At 50.2% G+C, this 23385-nt stretch carries 22 protein-coding genes and 3 tRNA genes; 23 read left to right on the top strand and 2 right to left on the bottom strand.

What is annotated here, in order from left to right; all coding sequences use genetic code 11:
- Positions 1-418: 418 nt before the first annotated feature.
- The 5 genes from pyrB (at position 419) to ACTHTY_RS11010 (ending at position 3955) form a co-directional block, all read left to right on the top strand.
- Positions 419-1339, top strand: a complete 921-nt coding sequence (gene pyrB / locus ACTHTY_RS11030) for an aspartate carbamoyltransferase (protein ID WP_440367658.1) — start codon at positions 419-421, stop codon at positions 1337-1339.
- Positions 1340-1349: 10 nt separating this feature from the next.
- Positions 1350-1808 carry an aspartate carbamoyltransferase regulatory subunit gene (gene pyrI, locus ACTHTY_RS11025; RefSeq protein WP_003684689.1) on the top strand — a complete coding sequence of 153 codons (459 nt, stop codon included), beginning with the start codon at positions 1350-1352 and terminating at the stop codon, positions 1806-1808.
- Positions 1809-2001: 193 nt separating this feature from the next.
- Positions 2002-2667, top strand: coding sequence for a hypothetical protein (locus ACTHTY_RS11020; protein WP_440367656.1), 666 nt, complete (start codon positions 2002-2004; stop codon positions 2665-2667).
- A gap of 275 nt (positions 2668-2942) precedes the next feature.
- On the top strand, positions 2943-3806 hold the full coding sequence (locus ACTHTY_RS11015; protein ID WP_049336349.1) for a GNAT family N-acetyltransferase: 864 nt from the start codon (positions 2943-2945) through the stop codon (positions 3804-3806).
- 23 nt (positions 3807-3829) lie between these two features.
- Entirely contained in the window at positions 3830-3955 is a 126-nt protein-coding gene (locus tag ACTHTY_RS11010; protein ID WP_003684698.1) for a hypothetical protein, read from the top strand.
- A 65-nt stretch (positions 3956-4020) separates the two neighbouring features.
- Here the strand turns inward: ACTHTY_RS11010 and ACTHTY_RS11005 are convergent, their stop codons facing one another.
- Complete coding sequence (locus ACTHTY_RS11005) at positions 4021-4524, bottom strand: hypothetical protein (RefSeq protein WP_371465001.1); 504 nt, start codon at positions 4522-4524, stop codon at positions 4021-4023.
- A gap of 221 nt (positions 4525-4745) precedes the next feature.
- Here ACTHTY_RS11005 and pyk point away from each other — a divergent pair, with 221 nt between their 5' ends.
- Entirely contained in the window at positions 4746-6218 is a 1473-nt protein-coding gene (gene pyk / locus ACTHTY_RS11000) for a pyruvate kinase (RefSeq protein ID WP_049337966.1), read from the top strand.
- Positions 6219-6394: 176 nt separating this feature from the next.
- The gene (locus ACTHTY_RS10995; RefSeq protein ID WP_440367655.1) at positions 6395-7810 is read left to right on the top strand and encodes an OmpP1/FadL family transporter; all 1416 of its coding nucleotides are present in this window, start codon (positions 6395-6397) and stop codon (positions 7808-7810) included.
- A gap of 313 nt (positions 7811-8123) precedes the next feature.
- Here the strand turns inward: ACTHTY_RS10995 and ACTHTY_RS10990 are convergent, their stop codons facing one another.
- Entirely contained in the window at positions 8124-9389 is a 1266-nt protein-coding gene (locus ACTHTY_RS10990; RefSeq protein ID WP_440367653.1) for a LysM peptidoglycan-binding domain-containing protein, read from the bottom strand.
- 234 nt (positions 9390-9623) lie between these two features.
- Here ACTHTY_RS10990 and def point away from each other — a divergent pair, with 234 nt between their 5' ends.
- From def to ACTHTY_RS10910, 16 genes are all read left to right on the top strand, one after another.
- Positions 9624-10127, top strand: coding sequence for a peptide deformylase (gene def / locus ACTHTY_RS10985; RefSeq protein WP_003678675.1), 504 nt, complete (start codon positions 9624-9626; stop codon positions 10125-10127).
- 136 nt (positions 10128-10263) lie between these two features.
- The gene (gene fmt, locus ACTHTY_RS10980) at positions 10264-11190 is read left to right on the top strand and encodes a methionyl-tRNA formyltransferase (RefSeq protein ID WP_440367652.1); all 927 of its coding nucleotides are present in this window, start codon (positions 10264-10266) and stop codon (positions 11188-11190) included.
- Positions 11191-11223: 33 nt separating this feature from the next.
- Complete coding sequence (locus ACTHTY_RS10975; RefSeq protein WP_440367651.1) at positions 11224-11742, top strand: O-acetyl-ADP-ribose deacetylase; 519 nt, start codon at positions 11224-11226, stop codon at positions 11740-11742.
- 46 nt (positions 11743-11788) lie between these two features.
- A complete protein-coding gene (gene rsmB / locus ACTHTY_RS10970) occupies positions 11789-13048 on the top strand; it encodes a 16S rRNA (cytosine(967)-C(5))-methyltransferase RsmB (protein WP_440367649.1) in 1260 nt (419 codons plus the stop codon).
- Positions 13014-13607 carry a DUF4390 domain-containing protein gene (locus ACTHTY_RS10965; protein WP_004520180.1) on the top strand — a complete coding sequence of 198 codons (594 nt, stop codon included), beginning with the start codon at positions 13014-13016 and terminating at the stop codon, positions 13605-13607. The genes rsmB and ACTHTY_RS10965 overlap by 35 nt, the downstream gene beginning before the upstream one ends.
- Positions 13608-13610: 3 nt before the next feature.
- Entirely contained in the window at positions 13611-15737 is a 2127-nt protein-coding gene (locus ACTHTY_RS10960; RefSeq protein ID WP_440367647.1) for an ATP-binding protein, read from the top strand.
- The gene (locus tag ACTHTY_RS10955) at positions 15724-16998 is read left to right on the top strand and encodes a sigma-54-dependent transcriptional regulator (RefSeq protein WP_440367645.1); all 1275 of its coding nucleotides are present in this window, start codon (positions 15724-15726) and stop codon (positions 16996-16998) included. Before ACTHTY_RS10960 ends, ACTHTY_RS10955 begins: the two co-directional genes overlap by 14 nt.
- Positions 16999-17234: 236 nt before the next feature.
- Positions 17235-18425: a DNA-processing protein DprA gene (dprA, locus tag ACTHTY_RS10950; RefSeq protein ID WP_440367643.1), complete on the top strand. Its 1191-nt coding sequence runs from the start codon at positions 17235-17237 to the stop codon at positions 18423-18425.
- A gap of 24 nt (positions 18426-18449) precedes the next feature.
- Positions 18450-18905, top strand: a complete 456-nt coding sequence (locus ACTHTY_RS10945; protein ID WP_003679497.1) for a DUF494 family protein — start codon at positions 18450-18452, stop codon at positions 18903-18905.
- 73 nt (positions 18906-18978) lie between these two features.
- Complete coding sequence (gene topA / locus ACTHTY_RS10940; protein WP_440367641.1) at positions 18979-21285, top strand: type I DNA topoisomerase; 2307 nt, start codon at positions 18979-18981, stop codon at positions 21283-21285.
- A 144-nt stretch (positions 21286-21429) separates the two neighbouring features.
- The gene (gene rsmD, locus ACTHTY_RS10935; RefSeq protein ID WP_440367640.1) at positions 21430-22002 is read left to right on the top strand and encodes a 16S rRNA (guanine(966)-N(2))-methyltransferase RsmD; all 573 of its coding nucleotides are present in this window, start codon (positions 21430-21432) and stop codon (positions 22000-22002) included.
- Between the two features lie 122 nt (positions 22003-22124).
- The gene (locus ACTHTY_RS10930) at positions 22125-22376 is read left to right on the top strand and encodes a YfhL family 4Fe-4S dicluster ferredoxin (RefSeq protein ID WP_003679513.1); all 252 of its coding nucleotides are present in this window, start codon (positions 22125-22127) and stop codon (positions 22374-22376) included.
- A 98-nt stretch (positions 22377-22474) separates the two neighbouring features.
- Positions 22475-22558, top strand: a tRNA-Tyr gene (locus tag ACTHTY_RS10925).
- Positions 22559-22590: 32 nt separating this feature from the next.
- Positions 22591-22664, top strand: a tRNA-Gly gene (locus ACTHTY_RS10920).
- 9 nt (positions 22665-22673) lie between these two features.
- Positions 22674-22748 (top strand) — tRNA-Thr (locus tag ACTHTY_RS10915).
- Positions 22749-22796: 48 nt separating this feature from the next.
- On the top strand, positions 22797-23385 hold a 589-nt coding region (locus ACTHTY_RS10910), incomplete at its 3' end, for a GTP-binding protein (protein WP_440367638.1).

Raw genomic sequence — 23385 nt, 5'->3', positions numbered from 1 at the left:
TTCTTCTGCCGCTCCTAAGGCCGCCCAGCCTGCCGTGAAAAAATAACCTGACGGACGATCGTGCCGTATACGCCGCCCCGAGGCCGAACTGCTTGCCGGTTCGGGATGACGGGCGGCTTTGTTTGGGGCACAGGGAATGAAGGCTTGGACCTATGGGGCCATTGGGTAATAACTGAAAACAATCGAATCCCTGTGTTTGGTTTTCTGCTGTTGAGTACGGGACTATTTTGTAAATACCTCAGGCCGTCTGAAAACTTGAAAGAAGCAGCCGTCTGTTAAATATGCGATAATGCGGAAGATTTCATGGGTGTGGTAGGAACATGGTTGTGATTGTCCGACAGGATGATGTCGGCAACGATGGAATTGATTTGCTTGAAACGCCCGCCTGTTGCGGGCTTTTTTATGGGAAGGAATGGTCATGCCTAATCCGCTTTATCGGCAACATATTATTTCAATTTCAGATTTGACGACAGAGCAGCTTGAATTGCTGCTTCAGACGGCCTTGAAGTTGAAAAAGCAGCCTCGTGAAGATTTGCTTGAAGGCAAATTGATTGGTTCGTGCTTTTTTGAACCGTCCACTCGTACGCGTTTGTCTTTTGAAACGGCGGTACAGCGTTTGGGTGGGAAAGTTATCGGTTTTTCCGATGGTGCGAATACCAGCGCGAAAAAGGGTGAAACGCTTGCAGATACTGCGAGGATTATTTCCAGCTATACGGATGCGATTATTCAGCGACACCCGAAAGACGGTGCGGCCCGTGTGGCGGCTGAATTTTCGAGCGTACCTGTGATTAATGCCGGCGATGGTACCAACCAACATCCGAGCCAGACGCTTTTGGATTTGGTAACGATTTATGAAACACAAGGCAGTTTAAGCAATTTGAAGATTGCGATGGCCGGTGATTTGAAATATGGCCGTACGGTACACTCATTGTGTCAGGCACTGAAGCGTTGGGGTTGTGAGTTTGCATTTGTTTCTCCTCCCAGCTTGGCGATGCCGGACTATATTGCTGAAGAGCTGGAGGAGGCCGGTTGCCCTCACCAAGTTTTGTCCAGTTTGGAAGAAGCGGTCGAATGGGCGGATATTTTGTACATGACCCGCGTTCAGCGCGAACGTTTTGATGAGCAGGAATTTGCCAAAATCCAGGGTAAATTCAATCTTGATGCGTCAATGTTGGCAAATGCCAAACCCAATTTGCGCGTCTTGCATCCTTTACCGAGGGTAGATGAAATTCATCCGAATGTGGATAAAACACCTCATGCCTATTATTTTGAACAGGCAACCAATGGTGTGTATGCACGGATGGCGATTTTGTCTTTGGTATTGAACGAAGAAGTTTAAGGAGCGAAAGATGGAAAACTCAAAACTCAGCGTGGAAGCGATTGAACAAGGTACGGTAATTGACCATATTCCTGCCGGTAAAGGCTTGGCCATTTTAAGGCAGTTTAAGCTGCTGCATTATGGCAGCGCGGTTACGGTCGGCTTTAATTTGCCAAGTAAAACGCAGGGAAGTAAAGACATTATCAAAGTCAGCGGCGTATGGTTGGATGCCAATGCGGCTAACCGTTTGGCTTTATTTGCCCCTGAAGCAGTGGTCAACAAAATCGATCAGTTTAAAGTGATCGACAAACAGCATTTGTCATTGCCGGACGAAATTTCGGAAGTATTCCGCTGCCCGAATACCAATTGTGCCAGTCATGGAGAGCCGGTCATCAGCCGTTTTTATGTCCGTTCACATAATGGTCAGACGCGTTTGAAATGCCATTATTGCGAAAAAACCTTCTCGCGTGATTCGGTTGCCGAAGCCTGATAAAAATCTCAGGCCGTCTGAAAACACGGCTGTGCGGTTTGAGTTGTCTGCTTGATACATCAGTTTCATAAAAAGCAAGATATTAAGCAAATTGCGTTAAAATTACGTTAAAATAATGCCTTCCGGGTTGATGACATTATTCGCCCGAAAGGCATTATTTTTTAATAACATGATACGAAATGTAGGAAAACTCATGCACTCATCCATACAAAGCCGGTTTGCCCCAATTTTATACGTCTTGATTTTCTTTGCCGGATTTTTAGCCGCACAAGTTTGGTTTAATCAGCAAGCCTATTTGACCAATCTTCCCCTTTTGGTTACAGCCATTTCTGCCGTTGCATTGGTTTGGTTGATTTGGGCTGTCGTCTCTGCGCGATCCAAAGCAAAAAGCAAGATATTGCACCGTGAACAGCTGATTCAAAAAGAGAGTATTCATCCTGTTTTGCATGCGACGTTGCAACGTTCTGACGGTCAAACGGATTTATTGGTTTTGATTGTCCGCAATAGCGGTAAGGGCTTGGCGAAGAATGTGCATTTTGAGGCAGAGCCTTTGCCGGATCACTTGCCGAGCAAGCTGGTTGCCGATGCAGTGATGCGCTTGGAAATGTTTTCCAGCGGTGTGGATATGCTGGCATCGGGAGAATTGTATGGCGGCGTGTTTGCAAGCATGTTGGCGCTGGCTGCCGAATTGCCGGACCAGACATTTGGCGGCGTGTTGAAACTGAAGGCCACTTATGAAAATGCCTTTGGCGATCAATGCACTTCTGAAAGCGTCTTGGATTTGAGCATATTGAATTTCAATTTGTCAGAAATTAAATCCAATGGTGAGCAAAAGCCCCGCAAGAAATTGTTGTATTGATATTCAAAATATGCAGGCCGTCTGAAACCGAAATACTTGTTTTCAGACGGCCTGTTGTTATTTTTCAAATGATTTTTGAAGAAAAAGAGGCGTATCGGGTATAATAATCAAAGAATTCGAAACGGATTGTCAGGATCGGCAAGCCGTCTCATCATTGTCGTATTTCAAAACCTTACTGATATTTTTTCAATAATCTGTTGCTATGTATCGGAACTTTTTCTGATGTTGGCACTGGCGAAATATTCCTTCAGCCATTTACTCTTAGGAAGCTGCTTATGTTAGTGTGTAATCCTTATGAAGTTGTGATCCATGGTACGACCAGCAAAGGCAAGATTTTCCGACCAAGCGACTGGGCGGAGCGCCTGTGCGGTATTTTATCTTCCTTCACCAAAGACAACCGCCTTTCCTATTCGAATTGGGTGCGCCCGATTTTGGTGGACAATGTCCGTTGTGTGGCAGTCGATAAAAAACTGGAAGAAGACAATCCGCAAATGTTCCGTTTCTTGATGGATTTTGCAGCGGATAACGATTTGCGCGTGATTGACTGCAAAGCCTTACTCAAAGAGCAGGAAAGCAAGCAGCAGGGCGAAGTGCCGGTCGAGCGCGTTTTGTTGGCGCAGGCGATTGAAGAAAAACACGCCGCCGAGCGTGCGGAAGCGGCCAATGCGCAGCCTGAGCCTCAAGCTGCCGCGCCTGTGGTTGGCGTATTGCGTGAAATTCCACCGGAAGAAACTGCAACCGCTTTTGCGGCACTGAGCATTTTGCGTTCATCGTTGACCGATATTCATCGTTTTGTCGAACAAATCAACGAGCATCAGCGCAAAACCGGTTACCGCCTGTTGGGTATTTTTGAAGAAGGTAAACAAAATGCCGTGGCCGTATGCGGTTTCCATACTGCACATAACTTGGCCAGTGGTTACCATATCCATATTGATGATCTCGTAACCATGCCGCAATGCCGCCAAAAAGGCTATGCTTCACGCTTGTTGGAAGAAGTACGTAAAATCGGTGCGGAAACCGGCGCGACCAAAATCCATCTGAATGTCCATGTGAACCATGACCGTGCAGGTGCGCATCGTCTCTACTTCAAAAACGGATTTGAAATTTGCGCTTACCATTTCCGTTGCGATCCGAAATAATTTTTGTGGAAAGAGAGAAATCAATGTTGAAGATTTTGACCGCGGCTGTTTTGACACTGAGCTTGGCGGCCTGCGCATCAGGCAGCGGAGGCAGCTCGCAAATGTATGGTGAGATTAAGGCCGGTGTAGAAACCAGTCATCAACGTTGAGATATACAATGACAAGGCCGTCTGAAATAGGTTTTCCTGTTTCAGACGGCCTTTTTGCAACTTGATTAGAGTGTCGTGGAGGTGTCGTCAGCGGCAACAGTCCGATGCAGGCGATACCAATTGTACAGGCGCAGGATGCACAAGAAAGCGATGATGGGCATGCAGGCTGCGGTAACCAGATAACGCGGGTTGCTGAAGTTTAAAACGTTGTGCCCGGAAAGCAGCGACAAAGCGGCATGCAACCATTCCCACAAAGACGAAATGCTGAATGCCAAAACAGCCAACAGGCCGAGGGTTCGGAAAATACCAATGGGCAGGATTTGTCGGCGTAATACGGCGCGGTTGAGTTGGAACAAAACAATCAAACCGAAGCCGATAATGCAGACCATGCCGCCGTTAGCGACGATTTGCAGGCTGTTGAAGGCAATGTCGGGCGTAACGGAAATTGTACCGGACTGGTTGGCTGCGGTTTGTTGCAAGTTTAAGCCTTGCATCACATTCAGGACGAAACCGTATATCAGGTCGGCCAAAACGATGCCGATGGGCAGAGGAGTCAGAAAACGTTTCATGGATCGGTCGGATATTTCAGTATTCTATTCGGATGAGTGAGGTCGTCTGAAAATTAAACATGACGACGTGAGGGTATATTGTATCCGATAGGAAAGTAGGTTAATGCAAAAATAAATTTAGTTTAAGTCAGAAAATGATGTAATTTTACGCCAACATTATTGCATTAAGAGTACAATCCTCTTCATTATCAAACGTGAAATCAACAGGAAAGGACGTTTACATGAGCCAATTGCAACGTGATTTAACCCGTATCAGCCACAATACCAAAATTGTTGCCACACTGGGTCCGGGCAGCAACAATGTACAATTGTTGGAAGACATGATCCGTGTCGGCGGCCTTAATGTCGTCCGTTTCAATTTCAGCCATGGTACGCCGGAGTTTCATGAAGAAAATGCCCGTATCGTACGCGAAGCCGCGAAACGTGCGGGTCAGGAAATCGCCATTCTTGCCGACTTGCAAGGGCCTAAAATCCGTGTCGGTAAAATTGCCGGCGGCAGCATCGAGCTGAATAAAGATGAAACTTTGATTTTGGATGCCGCACTTGAAGGCGAAGGTACACGCGAAGCGGTGGGTTTGGACTACCGTGATTTGCCGAATGACGTCGCTGCCGGCGATGTTTTGTGGCTGGACGACGGCCTGTTGACTTTGACCGTTGAAGCGGTTGAAGGAAGTAAGATTATTACAAGGGTAGAAAACAGCCATGTGCTGAAAAGCAACAAAGGTATCAACAAACGCGGCGGCGGCCTGTCTGCCGGCGCGTTGACCGAAAAAGACTTCCGCGACCTGAAAACGGCAATTGCCATCGGTTGCGACTACTTGGCCATCAGCTTTGTGAAATCTGCCGAAGATTTGCACATCGCACGCGCCAAAGTCGAAGAAGAAATGAAAGGCAGTACAGCCGTACGCCCCGGTTTGGTTTCCAAAATCGAGCGCGTAGAAGCCATTGAAAACCTGGACGAAATCATCCTTGCCAGCGACGGTATTATGGTTGCCCGCGGCGACTTGGCAGTGGAAGTCGGCCATGCCGCCGTACCTGCCCTGCAAAAACGCATGATCCGCCGCGCCCGCGAGTTGCGCCGCTTCAGCATTACCGCAACTCAAATGATGGAATCCATGATTACCAACCCCGTACCGACCCGCGCGGAAGTCAGCGACGTGGCCAACGCAGTATTGGACGGTACCGATGCGGTGATGTGTTCCGCCGAAACCGCCGTCGGCGCGTATCCGTTTGAAACCGTCAGCCAAATGGCGATTATTTGTGCTGCTGCGGAAAAAGAACAAGATTCGCTCAACGGCGTTGCCGAACAGGTCGAGTATCCCGAAGCCGTCAGCACCAACTTGGCGATTGCCGGCGGTGCGGTCAGCGTGGCGCGAGCAGTTCACGCCAAAGCCATCGTTGCCCTGACTGAAAGCGGTTCGACCGCCTTCGAAGTCAGCCGCCACAACATCACCCTGCCGATTTTTGCCCTGACGCCGAGTGTTTCAGCGCAACGTCGCATGGCGATGTACCGCGGCGTGCGTCCGTTGATTTTGGCAACCAGTACCGATCACGATACCGCGCTGAACGAAGTGGAAGCCATGCTGGTAGAACACAAAATCCTCCAAAGCGGCGACCAATACATCATCACCAGCGGTTCGCAAATGCGCGAATCCGGTTCGACCAATACGCTGGAAGTGTTGCAGGTTAAATAATTGCAGTGATCCGATGATTGGAAAAGCAGGCTGTTTTAGCCTGCTTTTTTTGTGTAAAAAAAGAAAAGATTAGGCAAAAATAATGATGTAGTATAGAATTGAGTGCCTATACTAAATCAATAAAGGACGTTTCAGACGGCCTTTTTCTTTGTCCGCTACTTTCACGGTAAACCAAAATGATTCATTTCAATCTGAAAAAAACAGCATTTATTTTAAGCGCAGCACTGTTATCTACCGCCGTCCAAGCCTCCGGCTACCACTTCGGCACACAATCCGTTAACGCACAAGGCACGGCCAACGCCGCCGCTGCCGAAGCCGCCGATGCATCAACCATTTTCTACAATCCGGCCGGTTTGAGTAAAATCGACAGCAGCCAAATTTCCGTCAACGCCAATATCGTTTTCCCAAGCATTCATTATGAGGCGGAATCTGCGAAACACTTCCGCACGGGTGCCGATGTCAGCGGCTCGACCAGCGGCAAAATTACCGAAACCACTGTCGCTCCGCACATCTATGGCGCGTACAAAGCTAGCGACGATGTAACTTTGGGTTTGGGCGTGTACGTTCCCTTCGGCTCTGCAACCGAATACGAAAAAGATTCCGTATTGCGCCACAACATCAACAAACTGGGTTTGACCACTATCGCCATCGAGCCGGTAGCCGCATGGAAACTGAATGAGCAGCACGCCGTCGGTGCCGGTTTGATTGCCCAATATTCCAAAGCCGAATTGCGCAAATACTCCGACTGGGACGCTTCCGGCGCCATCAGCCAATTGGCCAGCGGCTTGGCTTCCCGTCAAGCAGGGCGTCCAGTCGCTGTCGATGCGACCGGCAAGGCTGACGGTCATGCCGATGTAAAAGGCCACGATTGGGGCTTCGGCTACCAACTGGCGTGGATGTGGGACATCAACGACCGCGCACGCGTGGGTGTGAACTATCGTTCCAAAGTATCGCATACGCTGAAAGGCACTGCCGATTGGGAAGCTGACGGCGCATATGCAAAACGCGCTTGGGATTTGGGTGCAATGGCAGCACGCGGTTATGTGCCGAACGAAAAAGCCAGCGTAAAAATCGTTACGCCTGAGTCTTTGTCTGTTCACGGTATGTACCGCGCCACCGACAAAACCAACCTGTTCGGCGATGTGACTTGGACGCGCCACAGCCGCTTCAACAAAGCCGAGCTGGTGTTTGAAAACACCAAAAAAGTTGTCAACGGCCAATCTGACCGTACTGTCATCACGCCTAACTGGCGCAACACTTATAAAGTTGCATTCGGCGGCTCTTACCAAGTTACCGAACCATTGCAACTGCGTGCCGGTATCGCTTTCGACAAATCACCGGTTAAAAGCGCCGAAGACCGCATGAACAGCCTGCCTGACGGCAACCGTATTTGGTTCTCCGTCGGCGCTAAATATCAACTGGGTAAAAACCATGTTATCGATGCGGCATACAGCCATATTCACATCAATGACACGGTTTACCGCACCGGCAAAGCCAGCGGCAACGACGTGGACAGCCGCGGTGCATCCTCTGCCCGCTTCAAAAACAAAGCGGACATCTTGGGCTTGCAATACACTTACAAATTCAAATAATCGGATTTGAGTTGTGGATAAAAAGGCCGTCTGAAGATTTCAGACGGCCTTCTTGATTGGCAGGAACAGATGGAACAATCCACAGGCAATAAATCGCGCGTTGGGCTTTCCATATTTCTGATTTGAATGACAGAGCGGAAAGGCAATAGAAAAGGGAATAGCCGATTACCGGCTTGAAAAATAAGATATTGTTTACGCTTTAAACAACGTGTTACAGATTTTATTTATTCTGATCGGCAGTAATTAAAAGGCCGTCTGAAAAATAGGTTTTCAGACGGCCTTTATTTGCCGGATGGCTGCTAAGAAAGCTCAATCAGCTACGGACTTCTAGTTCGATTTCTCTTTCCTGTTCGTCTTCGGCCGGTTTGTCCATGGTTTTTTCATCGGCCATATTGTCCAAATCGCGGCCGGGTTCGGAGGCGGTATCGCCGATGGAAACGCTGTTCAGGCTTTCCAAAATAATGGCGGAGGCCAGATGGTTGGATGTGCGGTACACCATTGCCAAACCGATTTCTTCTGCCGGAATGGAAACCAATTCAACCGTATCTTTGTCTTTCGGCTTGCGAATCAGGTTGTTGGACAGATTGACACGGACTTGGCGGCCGCGTTTGTAGAGGCTGACCACAGTGCCTTTGTCCAAGCCGTCGAGTTCGCCTTTATCCAAAGTAATGGTTTGGAACTGGCCGGCTTCGCCCACGCCGTCGAAGATGGAAACGACTTTGGCCTGAATCGGACGGGCAGGGGCGTGAGGCATCACATTGAAGCTGTCGAGGCCTTCGGGCAGTTTCAGCAGATAGTCGTCTTTGCGGATTTCGGAAACGGCTTCTTCGATAACCAAAGGTTGCGCGGACTGGGTGCGCAGCTTCATGACTTTGTTGACTTGGGTGTAATACTCGTTGCTTTTGAGTTTTTCGTCAGAAGCGCGGGTACGGTGTTCCAAGGCGGAGTCGGTGTAAGGCAGCGTGTTGGCGATGCCGCTGAACACGACTTCTTGACCGAGGAATTTGCCGGTTTCCGGATCGGTAATGTTTTTATTGACGCGGTAGGTCAGGTAGCGGCCGGGTTCGGTCAGGCCGTATGCGTACACACGGTTGCCTTGCGTGTAGAGGACGCGGTTGTCGGGGCCAGCAATCAGGCGTGGCGCATTGGCGGTTTCTTCCGGAGCGATAATCTGCGGATGTTTCATGAACATGCGGTAAAGATTGACGTTGACGGTCGGAATGCCGTAGCCGGAAGTTTCGCGTACGCGCGGATGCAGTTTGATCACGGGAATGCCGTCTGAACGGGTTTGAGCGTGTTCAAAACCCAGTCGCGGCTGGCCGTTGACGTAGCGTAAAACCAACACCTGACCCGGATAGATCAGATGCGGATTGCGGATGGCGTTGCGGTTGGCGCCCCAAAGGCGGTTCCATTGCCACGGGCTGTACAGATATTTTCCAGAAATCCCCCACAAGGTATCGCCGTTTTTAACGACGTAGCGTTGCGGCGCATTGGGGCGGATTTTTAAAGAAGCTGCCTGAGTGTGGGCAGAAATAGCCATGCCTGCCATGCAAAGCAGGGTTATAATACGTTGTTGCATAACCGTTCCCCTTGAAATCGATTCGGTTTGTCTTCAGATGATAAACAGAGAAGGCTGGAGTTTGCGAAACTGCCGGTCATTCATCAATACGATAACGAACGGCCTCCGTCGCGCTATCTTAACATTTTTCGGCGTTATTTTAGCATTGAATGTTGCTGTCATGACAGGAGATTGTGGCGGCGGAAACCAAATCTGTATGAAAATCACACATCAGCTTTATAAAACGAGAATATTATGGCTTTACTGAACATCCTCCAATACCCTGACGAGCGTTTGCACACGGTCGCCAAACCTGTTGAAAAAATCGATGAGCGCATCCAGACATTGGTTGCCGATATGTTTGAAACCATGTACGAAGCACGCGGTATCGGCTTGGCGGCCACTCAGGTCGACGTACACGAGCGCATCGTCGTGATGGATTTGACCGAAGACCGCAGCGAGCCGCGCGTGTTCATCAATCCCGTCATTGTCGAAAAAGACGGCGAGACGACTTATGAAGAAGGCTGCCTGTCCGTGCCGGGCATTTACGATACCGTCACCCGTGCCGAGCGCGTCAAAGTTGAAGCCTTGAACGAAAAAGGCGAGAAATTCACGCTGGAAGCAGACGGCCTGCTGGCAATTTGCGTGCAGCACGAATTGGATCACCTGATGGGCATCGTGTTTGTCGAACACTTGTCGCAGCTGAAACAAGGCCGCATCAAAACCAAACTGAAAAAACGTCAGAAACACACCATCTGACCTAATGCATCGCTTAAAGGCCGTCTGAAAAGACAAAACAGAAGGCAGACTTCGGTTTTCAATCTTTCAGACGGCCTTTTCAGCTGAAACAGTTTGCCCAACGCGCCCATTCAAACCATTTCTACAAGGACACAACATGAAAGTCATCTTTGCCGGTACACCCGATTTTGCCGCTGCTGCCTTGAAAGCCCTCGCCGCCGCAGGTTTTGAAATTCCGCTGGTGTTGACCCAGCCCGACCGCCCCAAAGGCCGCGGCATGCAGTTGACCGCATCGCCAGTCAAACAGGCTGCCTTGGAATTGGGTTTGACCGTGGCGCAGCCGGAAAAGTTGCGCAATAACGCCGAAGCCCTGCAAATGCTCAAAGATACGGGCGCGGATGTGATGGTGGTGGCCGCGTATGGCTTGATTTTGCCGCAGGATGTGTTGGATACGCCCAAACACGGCTGCCTCAATATCCACGCTTCGTTGTTGCCCCGTTGGCGCGGCGCAGCACCGATTCAACGTGCGATTGAAGCCGGCGATGCCGAAACCGGCGTGTGCATCATGCAGATGGACGTCGGCTTGGATACCGGCGATGTGGTCAGCGAACACCGCTACGCCATCCAACCTACGGATACCACCAACGAAGTACATGATGCGCTGATGGGTTTGGGTGCGGAAGCGATTGTGGCCGACTTGCAGCGTCTGCAGGCGGAAGGCCGTCTGAACGCGGTCAAACAGCCTGAAGAAGGCGTTACCTACGCCCAAAAATTAAGCAAAGAAGAGGCGCGTATCGATTGGAACGAGTCCGCGCGCATTATCGAACGCAAAATCCGCGCCTTTAACCCCGTACCTGCCGCGTGGGTCGAGTATCAAGGCAAACCGATGAAAATCTGGCGTGCCGAAGTCGTGGCCAAACAGGGTAAGGCTGGCGAAGTATTGTCTTGCACTTCAGACGGCCTGCTGGTGGCGTGCGGTGAAAATGCGCTGAACATTACCGAATTGCAGCCTTCCGGTAGCAAACGCATGAGCATACAGGCATTTGCGGCAGGCCGGACGATTGAAGTCGGAACGGTTTTGTAACAGGCTGGAAACAAACGTAGAGGAAAGAAAACAATGGCTGTTTTTGAAGTGGTCGAGGGCGATATTACCCGATTGGCAGTCGATGCGATTGTCAATGCCGCCAATTCATCGCTGTTAGGCGGTGGCGGAGTAGACGGTGCAATACACCGCGCCGCAGGCAAAGAGCTGCTGGATGAGTGCCGAACTTTGGGCGGTTGCCGCACAGGCGAAGCCAAAATAACCAAAGGCTATCGTTTACCTGCGCGTTTTGTCATCCACACGGTCGGGCCGGTATGGTTTGGCGGACAACAAAATGAAGAGGCCAAATTGGCACAATCCTACGCTAATTCCTTGCTGCTTGCCCAGAAACACGATCTTCACAGTATTGCCTTTCCGTGTATTAGCACTGGGGTGTACCGCTTCCCGGCCGAAGCTGCCGCGCGTATCGCTTTGGAGAGTTTGAAGCAAACCCTGCCGCAATGTCCGGCAGTGGAAAAAATCATCTTCTGCTGTTTTTCCAAAGCAGATGCCGAATATTATCGGGCATTGCTGGCAGCCGAACAGGCCGTCTGAAATCCGCCGAACACTTGAAATCAAATATAAATCAGAAAGCAAAAATATGAGTATGTCCCTCGCCCAAAAACTGGCCGCCGACAGTGTTGCCGTAGTTGCCGAAGGGCGCAATCTTCAGGATGTCTTGGCGGAAATCCGCGCGGCGCATCCACAGCTGACGGCGCAGGAAAACGGCGCGTTGCAGGATATTGCCTACGGTTGCCAGCGTTATTTGGGCAGTTTGAAATATATGCTTGGACAAATGCTGAAAAAGCCGATTGACAATCCGCAGCTAGAAAGCCTGCTTTTGGCGGCAATGTACCAACTGCATTACACGCGTAATGCGCCTCATGCCGTGGTTAATGAGGCGGTGGAAAGCATTGCCAAAATCGGCCGCGGCCAGTTCCGCTCGTTTGCCAATGCGATTTTGCGCCGCTTTTTGCGTGAACGCGACAAGCTCGAGGCTTCCTGTAAAAAAGACGATGTGGCGAAACACAACCTGCCGCTGTGGTGGGTGGCTTACTTGAGAAACCATTATCCGAAACATTGGCACAACATCACCACCGCGCTGCAATCGCATCCGCCGATGACTTTGCGCGTCAACCGCCGACACGGCAATGCCGAAAGCTATTTGGAAAAACTGGCTACGGAAGGTATTCCGGCCAGGGCGTTGGACGAATACGCCGTGATGTTGGAAGAAGCCGTGCCGGTAAGCCGCCTGCCCGGTTTTTCAGACGGCCTGGTATCGGTGCAGGATTTTGGTGCGCAACGTGCTGCCTATTTATTGAACCCGAAAGACGGCGAACGCATTCTCGATGCCTGTGCGGCACCGGGCGGCAAGACAGGCCATATCTTGGAACTGGCAGATTGTCATGTTACCGCTTTGGATATAGATGAAGGCCGTCTGAACAGGGTGAAGAGCAACCTTGACCGTTTAGGCTTTCAAACGGCCTCTTTGGCTTGTGCCGATGCGCAGGACTTGACAGCGTGGTATGATGGCAAAGCCTTTGATGCTGTCTTGGCCGATGTGCCGTGTACTGCTTCGGGCGTGGCGCGCCGCAATCCCGACGTAAAATGGCTGCGCCGGCCGACCGATGCCGTCAAAACCGCACGCCAACAGGAAGCATTATTAGACGCGCTGTGGCAGACCCTGACGAAAAACGGCAGGATGTTGCTGGCTACCTGCTCGGTCTTTGTCGAAGAAAACGACGGTCAGTTGCAAAAATTCCTTAACCGCCATGCCGATGCCGAGTTGATCGAATCGCATGTGCTTTTACCGAACAAACATCAAGATGGCTTTTATTACGCGCTTATTAAAAAGCAGTAAAACGCTGATTGTACCGCTCTTGCTCGCCGTGTCGCTGAACGCGGCGGGCGAGGGCATCAGTGCGACCCGTGCCGAGGCAAAGCTGACCCATGCCGGACAGCTTTCCGTCAGCAGCCGTTTCCGCACCGACCTGCCCGACCAGCTTAAAGAAGCACTCAAACAGGGCGTCCCCCTGCATTTCAATTTGAGTTGGCAGCTGTCAGCGCCGTCCATGTCGTCTTATAAATTCAAGTTCGACCAGCTGCTCAACAACGACAGCACGATTCAATACAAATTGTCCTTCCATCCGCTGACCAACCGCTATCGCGTTACCGTCGGTACGTTTTCTACCGAGTACGACACGCTTGAAACTGCCTTGCGCGCAGTGGGCGCGGTCGCGAATTGGAAGGTTTTGTCCAAGGGCGCGCTGAGTGATGTGGCCGCCAAAGACACGAAGGCTGAAATCCGCCTGCTGCTGACAACCGCCAAGCTGCCCAAACCGTTCCAAATCAATGCCCTGACGTCTAAAAACTGGCATTTGGATTCCGGTTGGAAGTCCTTGTCGGTCGTGCAGGAGTAAACCATGCGCCGCTTTCTTCTGATTGCCGCCGTATTCGCCGTTGTTTTGTTGTACGGTCTGACTATTGCAACGGGCAGCAGCAACGTATTGTCCGATTATTTTTGGTGGATTGTTGCTTTGTGCGGCTTGCTGTTGCTGGTGTTGGCAGCGGTGTTGGTGCGCTATGTCGTGCTTTTGATGCGCGACAACAGCAAAAGCGTGTTCGGTTCTCAGATTGCGCGTCGGCTGTCGGGGATGTTTACCTTGGTTGCCGTATTGCCGGGCGTGTTTTTGTTCGGTATTTCCGCCCAGTTTATTAACGGTACGATTAATTCTTGGTTTGGCAACGATACCCATGAGGCATTGGAGCGAAGCTTAAACTTGAGCAAATCCGCGCTGAACTTGGCGGTGGACAATGCTGTCAGCAACGCCACGCCGGTGCAAATCGACTTAATCAGCGCCGCTTCGCTGGACGGCAACTTAGGGCAAGCGCTGGCAAAATCCGCGCTTACTGCCGACTTTGCCCAGCTGGCGCTTTACAACGCGACTACCCATAAAGTCGAGAAAAGCATCAATCCCCTGAAACTAAATCAACCCGAGCTCAACAAAGAAGGATGGGAGCAGCTGGAGCAGACCGGCTCGGTGCGCAGCTTGGAAAACATCGGCGGCGTGCTGTATGCTCAAGGTTGGATGCTGATCGGTACGCATAAAAATCAGGATTATGCGTTGTTTTTCCGGCAGCCGATTCCGAAAGATGTTGCCCAAGATGCGACGCTAATTGAAGCGGCCCGCGCCAAATACGCCGAGCTGAGTTATACCAAAAAAGGCCTGCAAACCTTTTTCCTGTCCACGCTGTTGGTCGCGACATTGTTGGCCATCTTTTTAGCGCTGGTTATGGCTTTGTATTTTGCCCGCCGTTTTGTGGCACCGGTGTTATCGCTGGCAGAGGGCGCGCGGGCGGTGGCTCAGGGTGATTTCAGTCAGACCCGGCCGGTATTCCGCAATGACGAGTTCGGCCGTTTGACCCAATTGTTCAACCACATGACCGAGCAATTGGCGATTGCCAAAGAGGCGGACGAGCGCAACCGTTTGCGCGAAGAAGCTGCCCGCCATTATTTGGAATGCGTGTTGGAAAGTTTGACCACAGGCGTGATTACTTTGGATGCCGATGGCCGTCTGAAAACCTTTAACAAAGCCGCCGAACAGATTTTGGGCGTTTCGCTGGTGTCTTTGTGGGGCAGCAACTGGCATCAATGGCACGGCAAATCGCCGCAGCAAACCCTGTTGGCCGATGTGTTTGCCGCCATTAATGAAACCGCCGACAGCGACAAACCCGTTCAAGTCGAATATGCCGCGCCCGATGATGCCCGAATCTTGTTGGGCAAAGCTACCATCCTGCCGGAGGATAACGATAACGGCGTGGTGATGGTGATTGATGACATTACCGTCTTGATACGCGCGCAAAAAGAGGCCGCATGGGGCGAAGTGGCGAAACGTTTGGCGCACGAAATCCGCAATCCGCTTACGCCTATCCAGCTTTCCGCCGAGAGATTGGCATGGAAATTGCATGATAAGCTTGATGAACAAGACGCCCAAATCCTCAGCCGTTCAACTGATACCATCGTCAAACAGGTTGCCGCGCTGAAAGAAATGGTCGAAGCATTCCGCAATTATGCGCGTGCGCCGTCGCTGAATTTAGAAAAACAAGATTTAAACGGTTTGGTGTCGGAAGTATTGGTATTATATGAGGCCGGCGCGTGCAAGTTTAATGCACGGCTCAGCGCCGACGCCTTGCCGATTGTTGCCGATACGACGGCGATGCGCCAAGTGTTGCATAACCTATTTAAGAATGCCGCAGAAGCGGCAGAGTCGGACGAAGCGCCGCAAGTAAACGTCGAAACAGGGCGCGAAGGCGGACAGGTTTTCCTGACCGTCTGCAACAACGGTAAAAGTTTCAGCAAAGAAATGCTGCACAATGCTTTTGAGCCGTACGTTACCGACAAACCGACAGGAACGGGGCTGGGTTTGCCCGTTGTGAAAAAAATTATCGAGGAGCATGGCGGCCGCATCAGCCTGAGCAATCAGAACAGCGGCGGCGCGTGTGTCAAAATAGCTTTACCGGAAATGGCAGAAACTTATGCGAAGCAGTGATATTTTGATTGTAGATGATGAAGTAGGCATCCGCGACCTGCTCTCCGAAATCCTTCAAGACGAAGGCTATACCGTTACTTTGGCCGAAAATGCCGAAGAAGCGCGCCAATTGCGTTATCAAACGCGTCCGGCCATGGTATTGCTGGACATTTGGATGCCCGATTGTGACGGTATCACTTTGTTGAAAGAGTGGGCGAAAAACGGCCAACTCAATATGCCTGTGGTGATGATGAGCGGCCATGCCAGCATTGACACCGCGGTTGAAGCCACTAAAATCGGCGCGCTCGATTTTCTGGAAAAACCGATTGCCTTGCAAAAACTCTTGTCTGCAGTAGAACGCGCCTTGAAACACGGCGAAGTTCAGACGGCCTCCGGCATGACTTTGGACAAACTGGGCAACAGCCCTGTCATTCAAGAAATGAACGGCAGTATTGAAGCGGCCGCCAAACACAACCGCCCGCTGTTGTTGGCCGGTGAGGCTGGCTCGCCGTTTGAGATTGTCGCCCGCTATCTGCACAAAAGCGGTACGCCTTGGGTGGCAACCGACCGTGTCGAACACATTGTCGATACGCCGATGGAGCTGTTGCAAAAGGCATCAGGCGGTATTTTGTATGTCGGCGATATTGCCCGTTACAGCAAAAACATCCAAAACGGCATTGCTTTCTTGCTGGAGAAAGCCGACCGCTACAATGTCCGTGTGATTGCTTCATGCGGCTTTAAACGCGGTGAGAGCGCCGATGACGTTGTTGCCGGCCGACTGGCAGAGCTGTTGAAAGAGCGCATCGATGTTCCTTCTTTGCGCAGCCAACCGGACGACATCGTCTTTTTAATCAACCGCATTATGACCGATTTGGCCGAAAGTCAAAAAATCCAGCCGGTAAAATTCAGCGACAGCGCATTAGTGGTTTTGCGCCAATACGATTGGCCGGGCAATTACGACCAGCTTGCCGAAACGGTGAAAAACATCATGTTGGAATCTGACGGCAAAGAAGTGGACGAGCAGGCCGTTGCCGTGGCTTTGGGTCAGAAGGAAAACGCGACGGCGACAGAAATCATCGGCGGCTTCAATTTCAATATGCCTTTGCGCGAATTGAGGGAAGAAGTCGAGCGCCGCTACTTTGAGTACCACATCGCCCAAGAAGGCCAAAATATGAGCCGTGTGGCGCAAAAGGTCGGTTTGGAGCGTACACACCTTTACCGCAAACTCAAACAACTCGGTATCAGCGTATCGCGCCGTAGCGCCGACAAATCCGAAGAATAAGCGCAATATCGGTTTAGATCACAAAAGAGGCCGTCTGAAAGCCATCAGGTTTTTCAGACGGCATCGTCATTTGACGGTTTGCTTAGACAAGCAATACTTTATAAAAATAATGATATGGCTCGGCATTGTTATTTTGCCTTTTAAGCCGACAGAAGTTTTATATCAATAAAATTTTCAGACGGCCTTGATTTACTTCATGCCGTCTGAAAAAAACATTACGAAAAGGGAACAGATTGATGACGGAAAACGAGCGTTTTGCTTGGTTGCAACTGGCATTTACGCCTTATATCGGCGCAGAAAGTTTTTTGGTGCTGTTGCAGCAATTCGGTAGTGCACAAGTAGCCTTGAGCGCGCCGGCAGACAAAATTACCGCGTTGGTGCGCCATAAACAGGCTGCCGAATCGTGGCGCAATGCGGACAAACGAGCTTTGGCGCAGCAGTCTGCCGAAGCCGCTTTAAAATGGGAAATGCAGGACGGTTGCCGTTTGTTGCTGCTGCAAGATGATGATTTCCCCGAAATGCTGACACAAGGCATTACCGCGCCGCCGGTTTTGTTTTTACGTGGTAATGCAGAGTTGTTGCACACACCTTCTGCCGCGATTGTCGGCAGCCGCCATGCCACGCCGCAGGCAATGCGGATTGCCAAAGATTTCGGCAGGGCGTTGAGCGAAAAAGGCATTCCTGTCGTATCGGGTATGGCTTCGGGTATCGATACTGCCGCACATCAAGGCGCATTGCAGGCAGATGGCGGTACCATTGCCGTCTGGGGAACCGGTATAGACCGCATTTATCCGCCGTCCAATAAACACCTTGCTTATGAAATTGCCGAAAAAGGATTGATTGTCAGCGAGTTCCCTTTGGACACGCGTCCGTTCGCAGGCAACTTTCCGCGCCGCAACCGTCTGATTGCCGCGTTATCGCAGCTGACATTGGTGGTCGAGGCGGCATTGGAATCCGGCTCATTGATTACCGCCAAGCTGGCGGCGGAGATGGGGCGCGAAGTGATGGCGGTACCCGGTTCGATAGACAATCCGCATAGCAAAGGCTGCCACAAGCTGATTAAAGATGGGGCAAAACTGGTTGAATGTTTGGACGATATTCTCCATGAGTGTCCGCAGCTATTGCAAAATACGCCTGTTCCATCATATTCTATAAATAAGACGGTCAAACCGAAAAACGATCAAACCAAACAGCTGCAACCAAAAACAATAGCGGATGAACCGCAAAGGCCGTCTGAAAACCTACCTGCCGCCCCATCAACAAGCGCCTTATTGGAAGCAATGGGTTACGACCCGATACATCCCGATATTTTAGCGCAACAAACCAATACGGCAGCGGCAGACGTGTACGCACAGCTTTTGGAATACGAACTTGACGGTATCGTCGCCGCCTTGCCGGGCGGTCGTTATCAGCGTGTCAAAGCATAAATTATCTATATTTAAGGAACCAGCATGACCGAAGTCATTGCCTATTTAATCGAACACTTCCAAGATTTCGACAATTGTCCGCCTCCGGAGGATTTGGGTCGCCTCTTGGAAGATGCAGGTTTTGATGCTACGGAAATCGGCAATACATTGATGATGATGGAAGTCTTGTTCAATACGTCCGAATTCTATGCCGAGCCGTTTAACAGCGACTCCCTGCGCGTATTCTGCCGTGAAGAAGCTGAAAACCTGCCGCAGGAAGTCATGGGCTTGATGCAGTATTTGGTTACCGAACACGCAATTACTTATGAGCAACGCGAAATCGTCATTCACGCCCTGATGCATATTCCATCGGACGAAATCACCCTCGATACCGCCAAAGTGTTGGTATTGCTGGTGTTGTGGATGCACAAGAGTGAGTTGCCCGTCCTGATAGGCGATGACTTGATGAGTGCGTTGACCGGACAAAACGTGATGCACTAAACCTTTTTTCAGACGGCCTCAATCATAAAGGCCGTCTGAAACATAAATCCAATACATCCAAAAGAGAACAACAATGGCGAAAAACCTATTAATCGTCGAATCCCCGTCCAAAGCCAAAACCCTGAAAAAATATCTGGGCGGTGATTTTGAAATTTTGGCGTCTTACGGTCATGTCCGCGACTTGGTTCCAAAAAGCGGAGCAGTCGATCCCGACAATGGCTTTGCCATGAAATACCAATTGATCAGCCGCAACAGCAAACACGTCGATGCCATCGTTGCCGGTGCCAAAGAAGCTGAAAACATCTACCTCGCAACTGACCCGGATAGGGAAGGCGAAGCCATTTCTTGGCATCTTTTGGAAATCCTAAAATCCAAACGCGGCTTGAAAAACATCAAGCCGCAGCGTGTCGTGTTCCACGAAATCACCAAAAACGCCGTGCTCGATGCGGTTGCCCATCCGCGCGAAATCGAAATGGATTTGGTCGATGCGCAACAAGCCCGTCGCGCTTTGGACTATTTGGTTGGTTTCAACCTTTCGCCATTGTTGTGGAAAAAAATCCGCCGCGGTTTGAGCGCAGGCCGTGTGCAAAGTCCCGCTTTGCGCCTGATTTGCGAACGCGAAAACGAAATCCGCGCGTTTGAAGCGCAGGAATATTGGACGGTACATCTCGACAGCCACAAAGGCCGCAGCAAGTTCACCGCCAAACTGGCCCAATACAACGGCGCGAAACTCGAACAATTCGACCTGCCGAACGAAGCTGCTCAAGCCGACGTGTTGAAAGAACTCGAAGGCAAAGAGGCTGTCGTTACCGCCATCGAAAAGAAAAAGCGCAGCCGCAATCCTGCCGCGCCGTTCACCACTTCTACCATGCAGCAGGATGCCGTGCGCAAACTCGGTTTTACCACCGACCGCACCATGCGTACCGCTCAGCAACTTTATGAAGGTATAGACGTAGGGCAGGGCGCCATCGGTCTGATTACCTATATGCGTACCGACAGCGTGAATTTGGCTGATGAAGCGTTAACCGAAATCCGCCATTACATCGAAAACAAAATCGGCAAAGAATATCTGCCGAGTGCCGCCAAGCAGTACAAAACCAAATCCAAAAACGCCCAAGAAGCACACGAAGCGATCCGTCCGACTTCCGTGTACCGCACGCCCGAAATCGTCAAACCCTTCTTGAGCGCAGACCAGTTCAAACTGTACCAAATGATTTGGCAGCGCACCGTTGCCTGTCAGATGACGCCCGCCAAATTCGACCAAACCACCGTCGATATTACCGTCGGAAAAGGCGTATTCCGCGTAACCGGACAAGTGCAAACCTTCGCAGGCTTTTTGAGCGTGTATGAAGAAAGCAGTGACGACGAAGAGAGTGAAGACAGCAAAAAACTGCCCGAAATGAGCGAAGGCGATAAATTGCCGGTTGACAAACTTTACGGCGAACAACACTTCACCACTCCGCCGCCGCGCTACAACGAAGCCACGTTGGTTAAAGCTCTCGAAGAATACGGCATTGGTCGCCCTTCAACCTACGCCAGTATCATCTCCACGCTCAAAGACCGCGAATACGTTACCCTTGAGCAAAAACGCTTCATGCCTACCGATACAGGCGACATCGTCAATAAATTCTTGACCGAACACTTCGCCCAATACGTCGACTACCACTTTACCGCCAAACTCGAAGACCAGCTTGACGAAATTGCCAACGGCAAACGCCAATGGATTCCCGTGATGGATAAATTCTGGAAACCATTTATCAAGCAAGTAGAAGAAAAAGAGGGTATTGAACGCGCTAAATTTACTACGCAGGAACTCGACGAAACCTGCCCGAAATGTGGCGAACACAAGTTGCAAATCAAATTCGGCAAAATGGGTCGTTTTGTTGCTTGCGCCGGTTATCCCGAGTGCAGCTACACGCGCAATGTCAACGAAACTGCCGAAGAAGCTGCTGAACGCATCGCCAAAGCGGAAGCAGAACAAGCCGAACTTGACGGACGCGAATGCCCTAAATGCGGCGGTCGCCTAGTGTACAAATACAGCCGCACGGGCAGCAAATTCATCGGTTGCGCCAACTATCCGAAATGCAAACACGTTGAACCGCTGGAAAAACCGAAAGATACCGGTGTCCAATGCCCGCAATGCAAAAAAGGCAACCTCGTCGAGCGCAAATCCCGTTACGGCAAACTGTTTTACAGTTGCAGTACCTATCCCGACTGCAACTACGCCACATGGAATCCACCCATTGCAGAAACCTGTCCAAAATGCGCGTGGCCAGTTTTGACCATCAAAACCACCAAACGCTGGGGTGTGGAAAAAGTCTGCCCGCAAAAAGAATGCGGCTGGAAAGAGCAAATTGAACCGCCGGCACCGAAGGAATAATTAGTTAATGAAATAGTAAATGCCGTCTGAAAAATGATTTTCAGACGGCATTGTTGTTTCTAAAAGAATAGAGTGAAATACGGCTTGATGGCAGTTTCACTATATAATTGAGACCGTCTGAAAACTCGGCATCTTTTACAAATCATGGCAAACAACAAACATTCCAAACACACCAATCAAGTACGTATCATCGGTGGGCAATGCAGGGGACGAAAGTTAACATTTTTATCTGCAGACGGTCTGCGTCCGACACCTGACAGCGTGCGTGAAAAACTGTTTAATTGGTTGGGTCAGGATTTAACCGGCAAAACAGTATTGGATTTATTCAGCGGCAGTGGTGCTTTGGGAATGGAGGCTGCTTCTCGTCATGCGGCAAAAGTGGTAATGGTCGATAACCACCGCCAAACTGTTCAAACGCTTCAGAAAAATATCCGTGAATTAGGTTTGAAACAAGTAGAAATCGTGTGTTCAGACGGCATGGCTTATCTGGCAAGGCCGTCTGAAAAATTTGATGTTGTGTTTCTTGATCCGCCGTTTGCATGGGAAGATTGGCAAAATCTGTTTATCCGATTGCAAAGCCACTTGAAAAATGGGGCAATGGTCTATATTGAAGTAGGAAAGCTGCCTGAAAAACCGGATTGGCTGGAAATTTATCGGGAAGGAAAGGCGGGAATGAGTAGGTTTGAATTGTTACTCTATTCGCAAGTTGCTGAATAGTATAGAATTTGAGAATCATTCCCAAGGTGTAAAACATTCTTTCAAACGGATTGTTCTGACGTCATTTGTGCTATAATCCGCGCCCAATCGGTTTTGATAATTTAAGAAAAAAGGAAATAGAAATGTCGCTCTTTATTACAGATGAGTGCATTAACTGCGATGTGTGCGAGCCGGAATGCCCTAATGATGCCATTTCGCAAGGTGAAGAAATTTACGAAATCAATCCAAATTTGTGTACTCAATGTGTAGGCCATTACGATGAGCCTCAGTGCCAACAGGTATGTCCTGTCGACTGTATCTTGATTGATGAAGAGCATCCTGAAACACACGAAGAGCTGATGGCTAAGTACGAAAAAATCATTCAGTTTAAATAAATAGTGTTTAAAAGCAAAAGCTTGGATATTTTTAAAGAAATAAATGAAAAAAAATCTTGACGGAAATCTGAGTTGCCAATAAACTAGCGTTCTCTTTTGGAGGGATTCCCGAGCGGTCAAAGGGGGCAGACTGTAAATCTGTTGCGTGAGCTTCGAAGGTTCGAATCCTTCTCCCTCCACCAAAAATTCTTACTTGGAGCAAAAAAGTGAGTATGCGGGTGTAGCTCAATGGTAGAGCAGAAGCCTTCCAAGCTTACGGTGAGGGTTCGATTCCCTTCACCCGCTCCAAACAATTTCGCCCATGTAGCTCAGGGGTAGAGCACTCCCTTGGTAAGGGAGAGGTCGGCAGTTCAAATCTGCCCATGGGCACCATCTCATTATTACCCTTTCTTTCAAAAGCTTAGATTATAGGATATTGCCATGGCTAAGGAAAAATTTGAACGTAGCAAACCGCACGTAAACGTTGGCACCATCGGTCACGTTGACCATGGTAAAACCACTCTGACTGCTGCTTTGACTACTATTTTGGCTAAAAAATTCGGTGGCGCTGCAAAAGCTTACGACCAAATCGACAACGCTCCTGAAGAAAAAGCCCGCGGTATTACCATTAATACCTCACACGTAGAATACGAAACTGAAACCCGTCACTACGCACACGTAGACTGCCCGGGTCACGCCGACTACGTTAAAAACATGATTACCGGTGCTGCCCAAATGGACGGCGCGATCTTGGTATGTTCCGCAGCTGACGGTCCTATGCCACAAACTCGCGAACACATCCTGTTGGCTCGCCAAGTAGGTGTGCCTTACATCATCGTATTCATGAACAAATGCGACATGGTTGACGATGCCGAGTTGTTGGAACTGGTTGAAATGGAAATCCGTGACTTGTTGTCAAGCTACGACTTCCCAGGCGACGACTGCCCAATCGTACAAGGTTCTGCACTGAAAGCTTTGGAAGGTGACGCTGGTTACGAAGAAAAAATCTTCGAATTGGCTGCTGCTTTGG

It is taken from the genome of Neisseria sp. P0019.S002 (assembly GCF_051957155.1).
GTDB lineage: Bacteria > Pseudomonadota > Gammaproteobacteria > Burkholderiales > Neisseriaceae > Neisseria > Neisseria perflava.
This window is presented reverse-complemented; position numbering and strand designations above follow the sequence as displayed.

What these genes read in the sequence shown, in the direction of transcription:
- ACTHTY_RS10975 (WP_440367651.1), top strand. Translation starts at nt 11,224, where the DNA reads ATGGCTGTTTTTGAAGTGGTCGAGGGCGATATTACCCGATTGGCAGTC.
- pyrB (WP_440367658.1), top strand. Translation starts at nt 419, where the DNA reads ATGCCTAATCCGCTTTATCGGCAACATATTATTTCAATTTCAGATTTG.
- ACTHTY_RS10995 (WP_440367655.1), top strand. Translation starts at nt 6,395, where the DNA reads ATGATTCATTTCAATCTGAAAAAAACAGCATTTATTTTAAGCGCAGCA.
- ACTHTY_RS10965 (WP_004520180.1), top strand. Translation starts at nt 13,014, where the DNA reads ATGGCTTTTATTACGCGCTTATTAAAAAGCAGTAAAACGCTGATTGTA.
- ACTHTY_RS10955 (WP_440367645.1), top strand. Translation starts at nt 15,724, where the DNA reads ATGCGAAGCAGTGATATTTTGATTGTAGATGATGAAGTAGGCATCCGC.
- ACTHTY_RS10945 (WP_003679497.1), top strand. Translation starts at nt 18,450, where the DNA reads ATGACCGAAGTCATTGCCTATTTAATCGAACACTTCCAAGATTTCGAC.
- def (WP_003678675.1), top strand. Translation starts at nt 9,624, where the DNA reads ATGGCTTTACTGAACATCCTCCAATACCCTGACGAGCGTTTGCACACG.
- pyrI (WP_003684689.1), top strand. Translation starts at nt 1,350, where the DNA reads ATGGAAAACTCAAAACTCAGCGTGGAAGCGATTGAACAAGGTACGGTA.
- rsmB (WP_440367649.1), top strand. Translation starts at nt 11,789, where the DNA reads ATGAGTATGTCCCTCGCCCAAAAACTGGCCGCCGACAGTGTTGCCGTA.
- ACTHTY_RS10930 (WP_003679513.1), top strand. Translation starts at nt 22,125, where the DNA reads ATGTCGCTCTTTATTACAGATGAGTGCATTAACTGCGATGTGTGCGAG.
- pyk (WP_049337966.1), top strand. Translation starts at nt 4,746, where the DNA reads ATGAGCCAATTGCAACGTGATTTAACCCGTATCAGCCACAATACCAAA.
- ACTHTY_RS11015 (WP_049336349.1), top strand. Translation starts at nt 2,943, where the DNA reads ATGTTAGTGTGTAATCCTTATGAAGTTGTGATCCATGGTACGACCAGC.
- rsmD (WP_440367640.1), top strand. Translation starts at nt 21,430, where the DNA reads ATGGCAAACAACAAACATTCCAAACACACCAATCAAGTACGTATCATC.
- ACTHTY_RS11010 (WP_003684698.1), top strand. Translation starts at nt 3,830, where the DNA reads ATGTTGAAGATTTTGACCGCGGCTGTTTTGACACTGAGCTTGGCGGCC.
- ACTHTY_RS11005 (WP_371465001.1), bottom strand. Translation starts at nt 4,524, where the DNA reads ATGAAACGTTTTCTGACTCCTCTGCCCATCGGCATCGTTTTGGCCGAC.
- ACTHTY_RS11020 (WP_440367656.1), top strand. Translation starts at nt 2,002, where the DNA reads ATGCACTCATCCATACAAAGCCGGTTTGCCCCAATTTTATACGTCTTG.
- dprA (WP_440367643.1), top strand. Translation starts at nt 17,235, where the DNA reads ATGACGGAAAACGAGCGTTTTGCTTGGTTGCAACTGGCATTTACGCCT.
- ACTHTY_RS10960 (WP_440367647.1), top strand. Translation starts at nt 13,611, where the DNA reads ATGCGCCGCTTTCTTCTGATTGCCGCCGTATTCGCCGTTGTTTTGTTG.
- fmt (WP_440367652.1), top strand. Translation starts at nt 10,264, where the DNA reads ATGAAAGTCATCTTTGCCGGTACACCCGATTTTGCCGCTGCTGCCTTG.
- ACTHTY_RS10990 (WP_440367653.1), bottom strand. Translation starts at nt 9,389, where the DNA reads ATGCAACAACGTATTATAACCCTGCTTTGCATGGCAGGCATGGCTATT.
- topA (WP_440367641.1), top strand. Translation starts at nt 18,979, where the DNA reads ATGGCGAAAAACCTATTAATCGTCGAATCCCCGTCCAAAGCCAAAACC.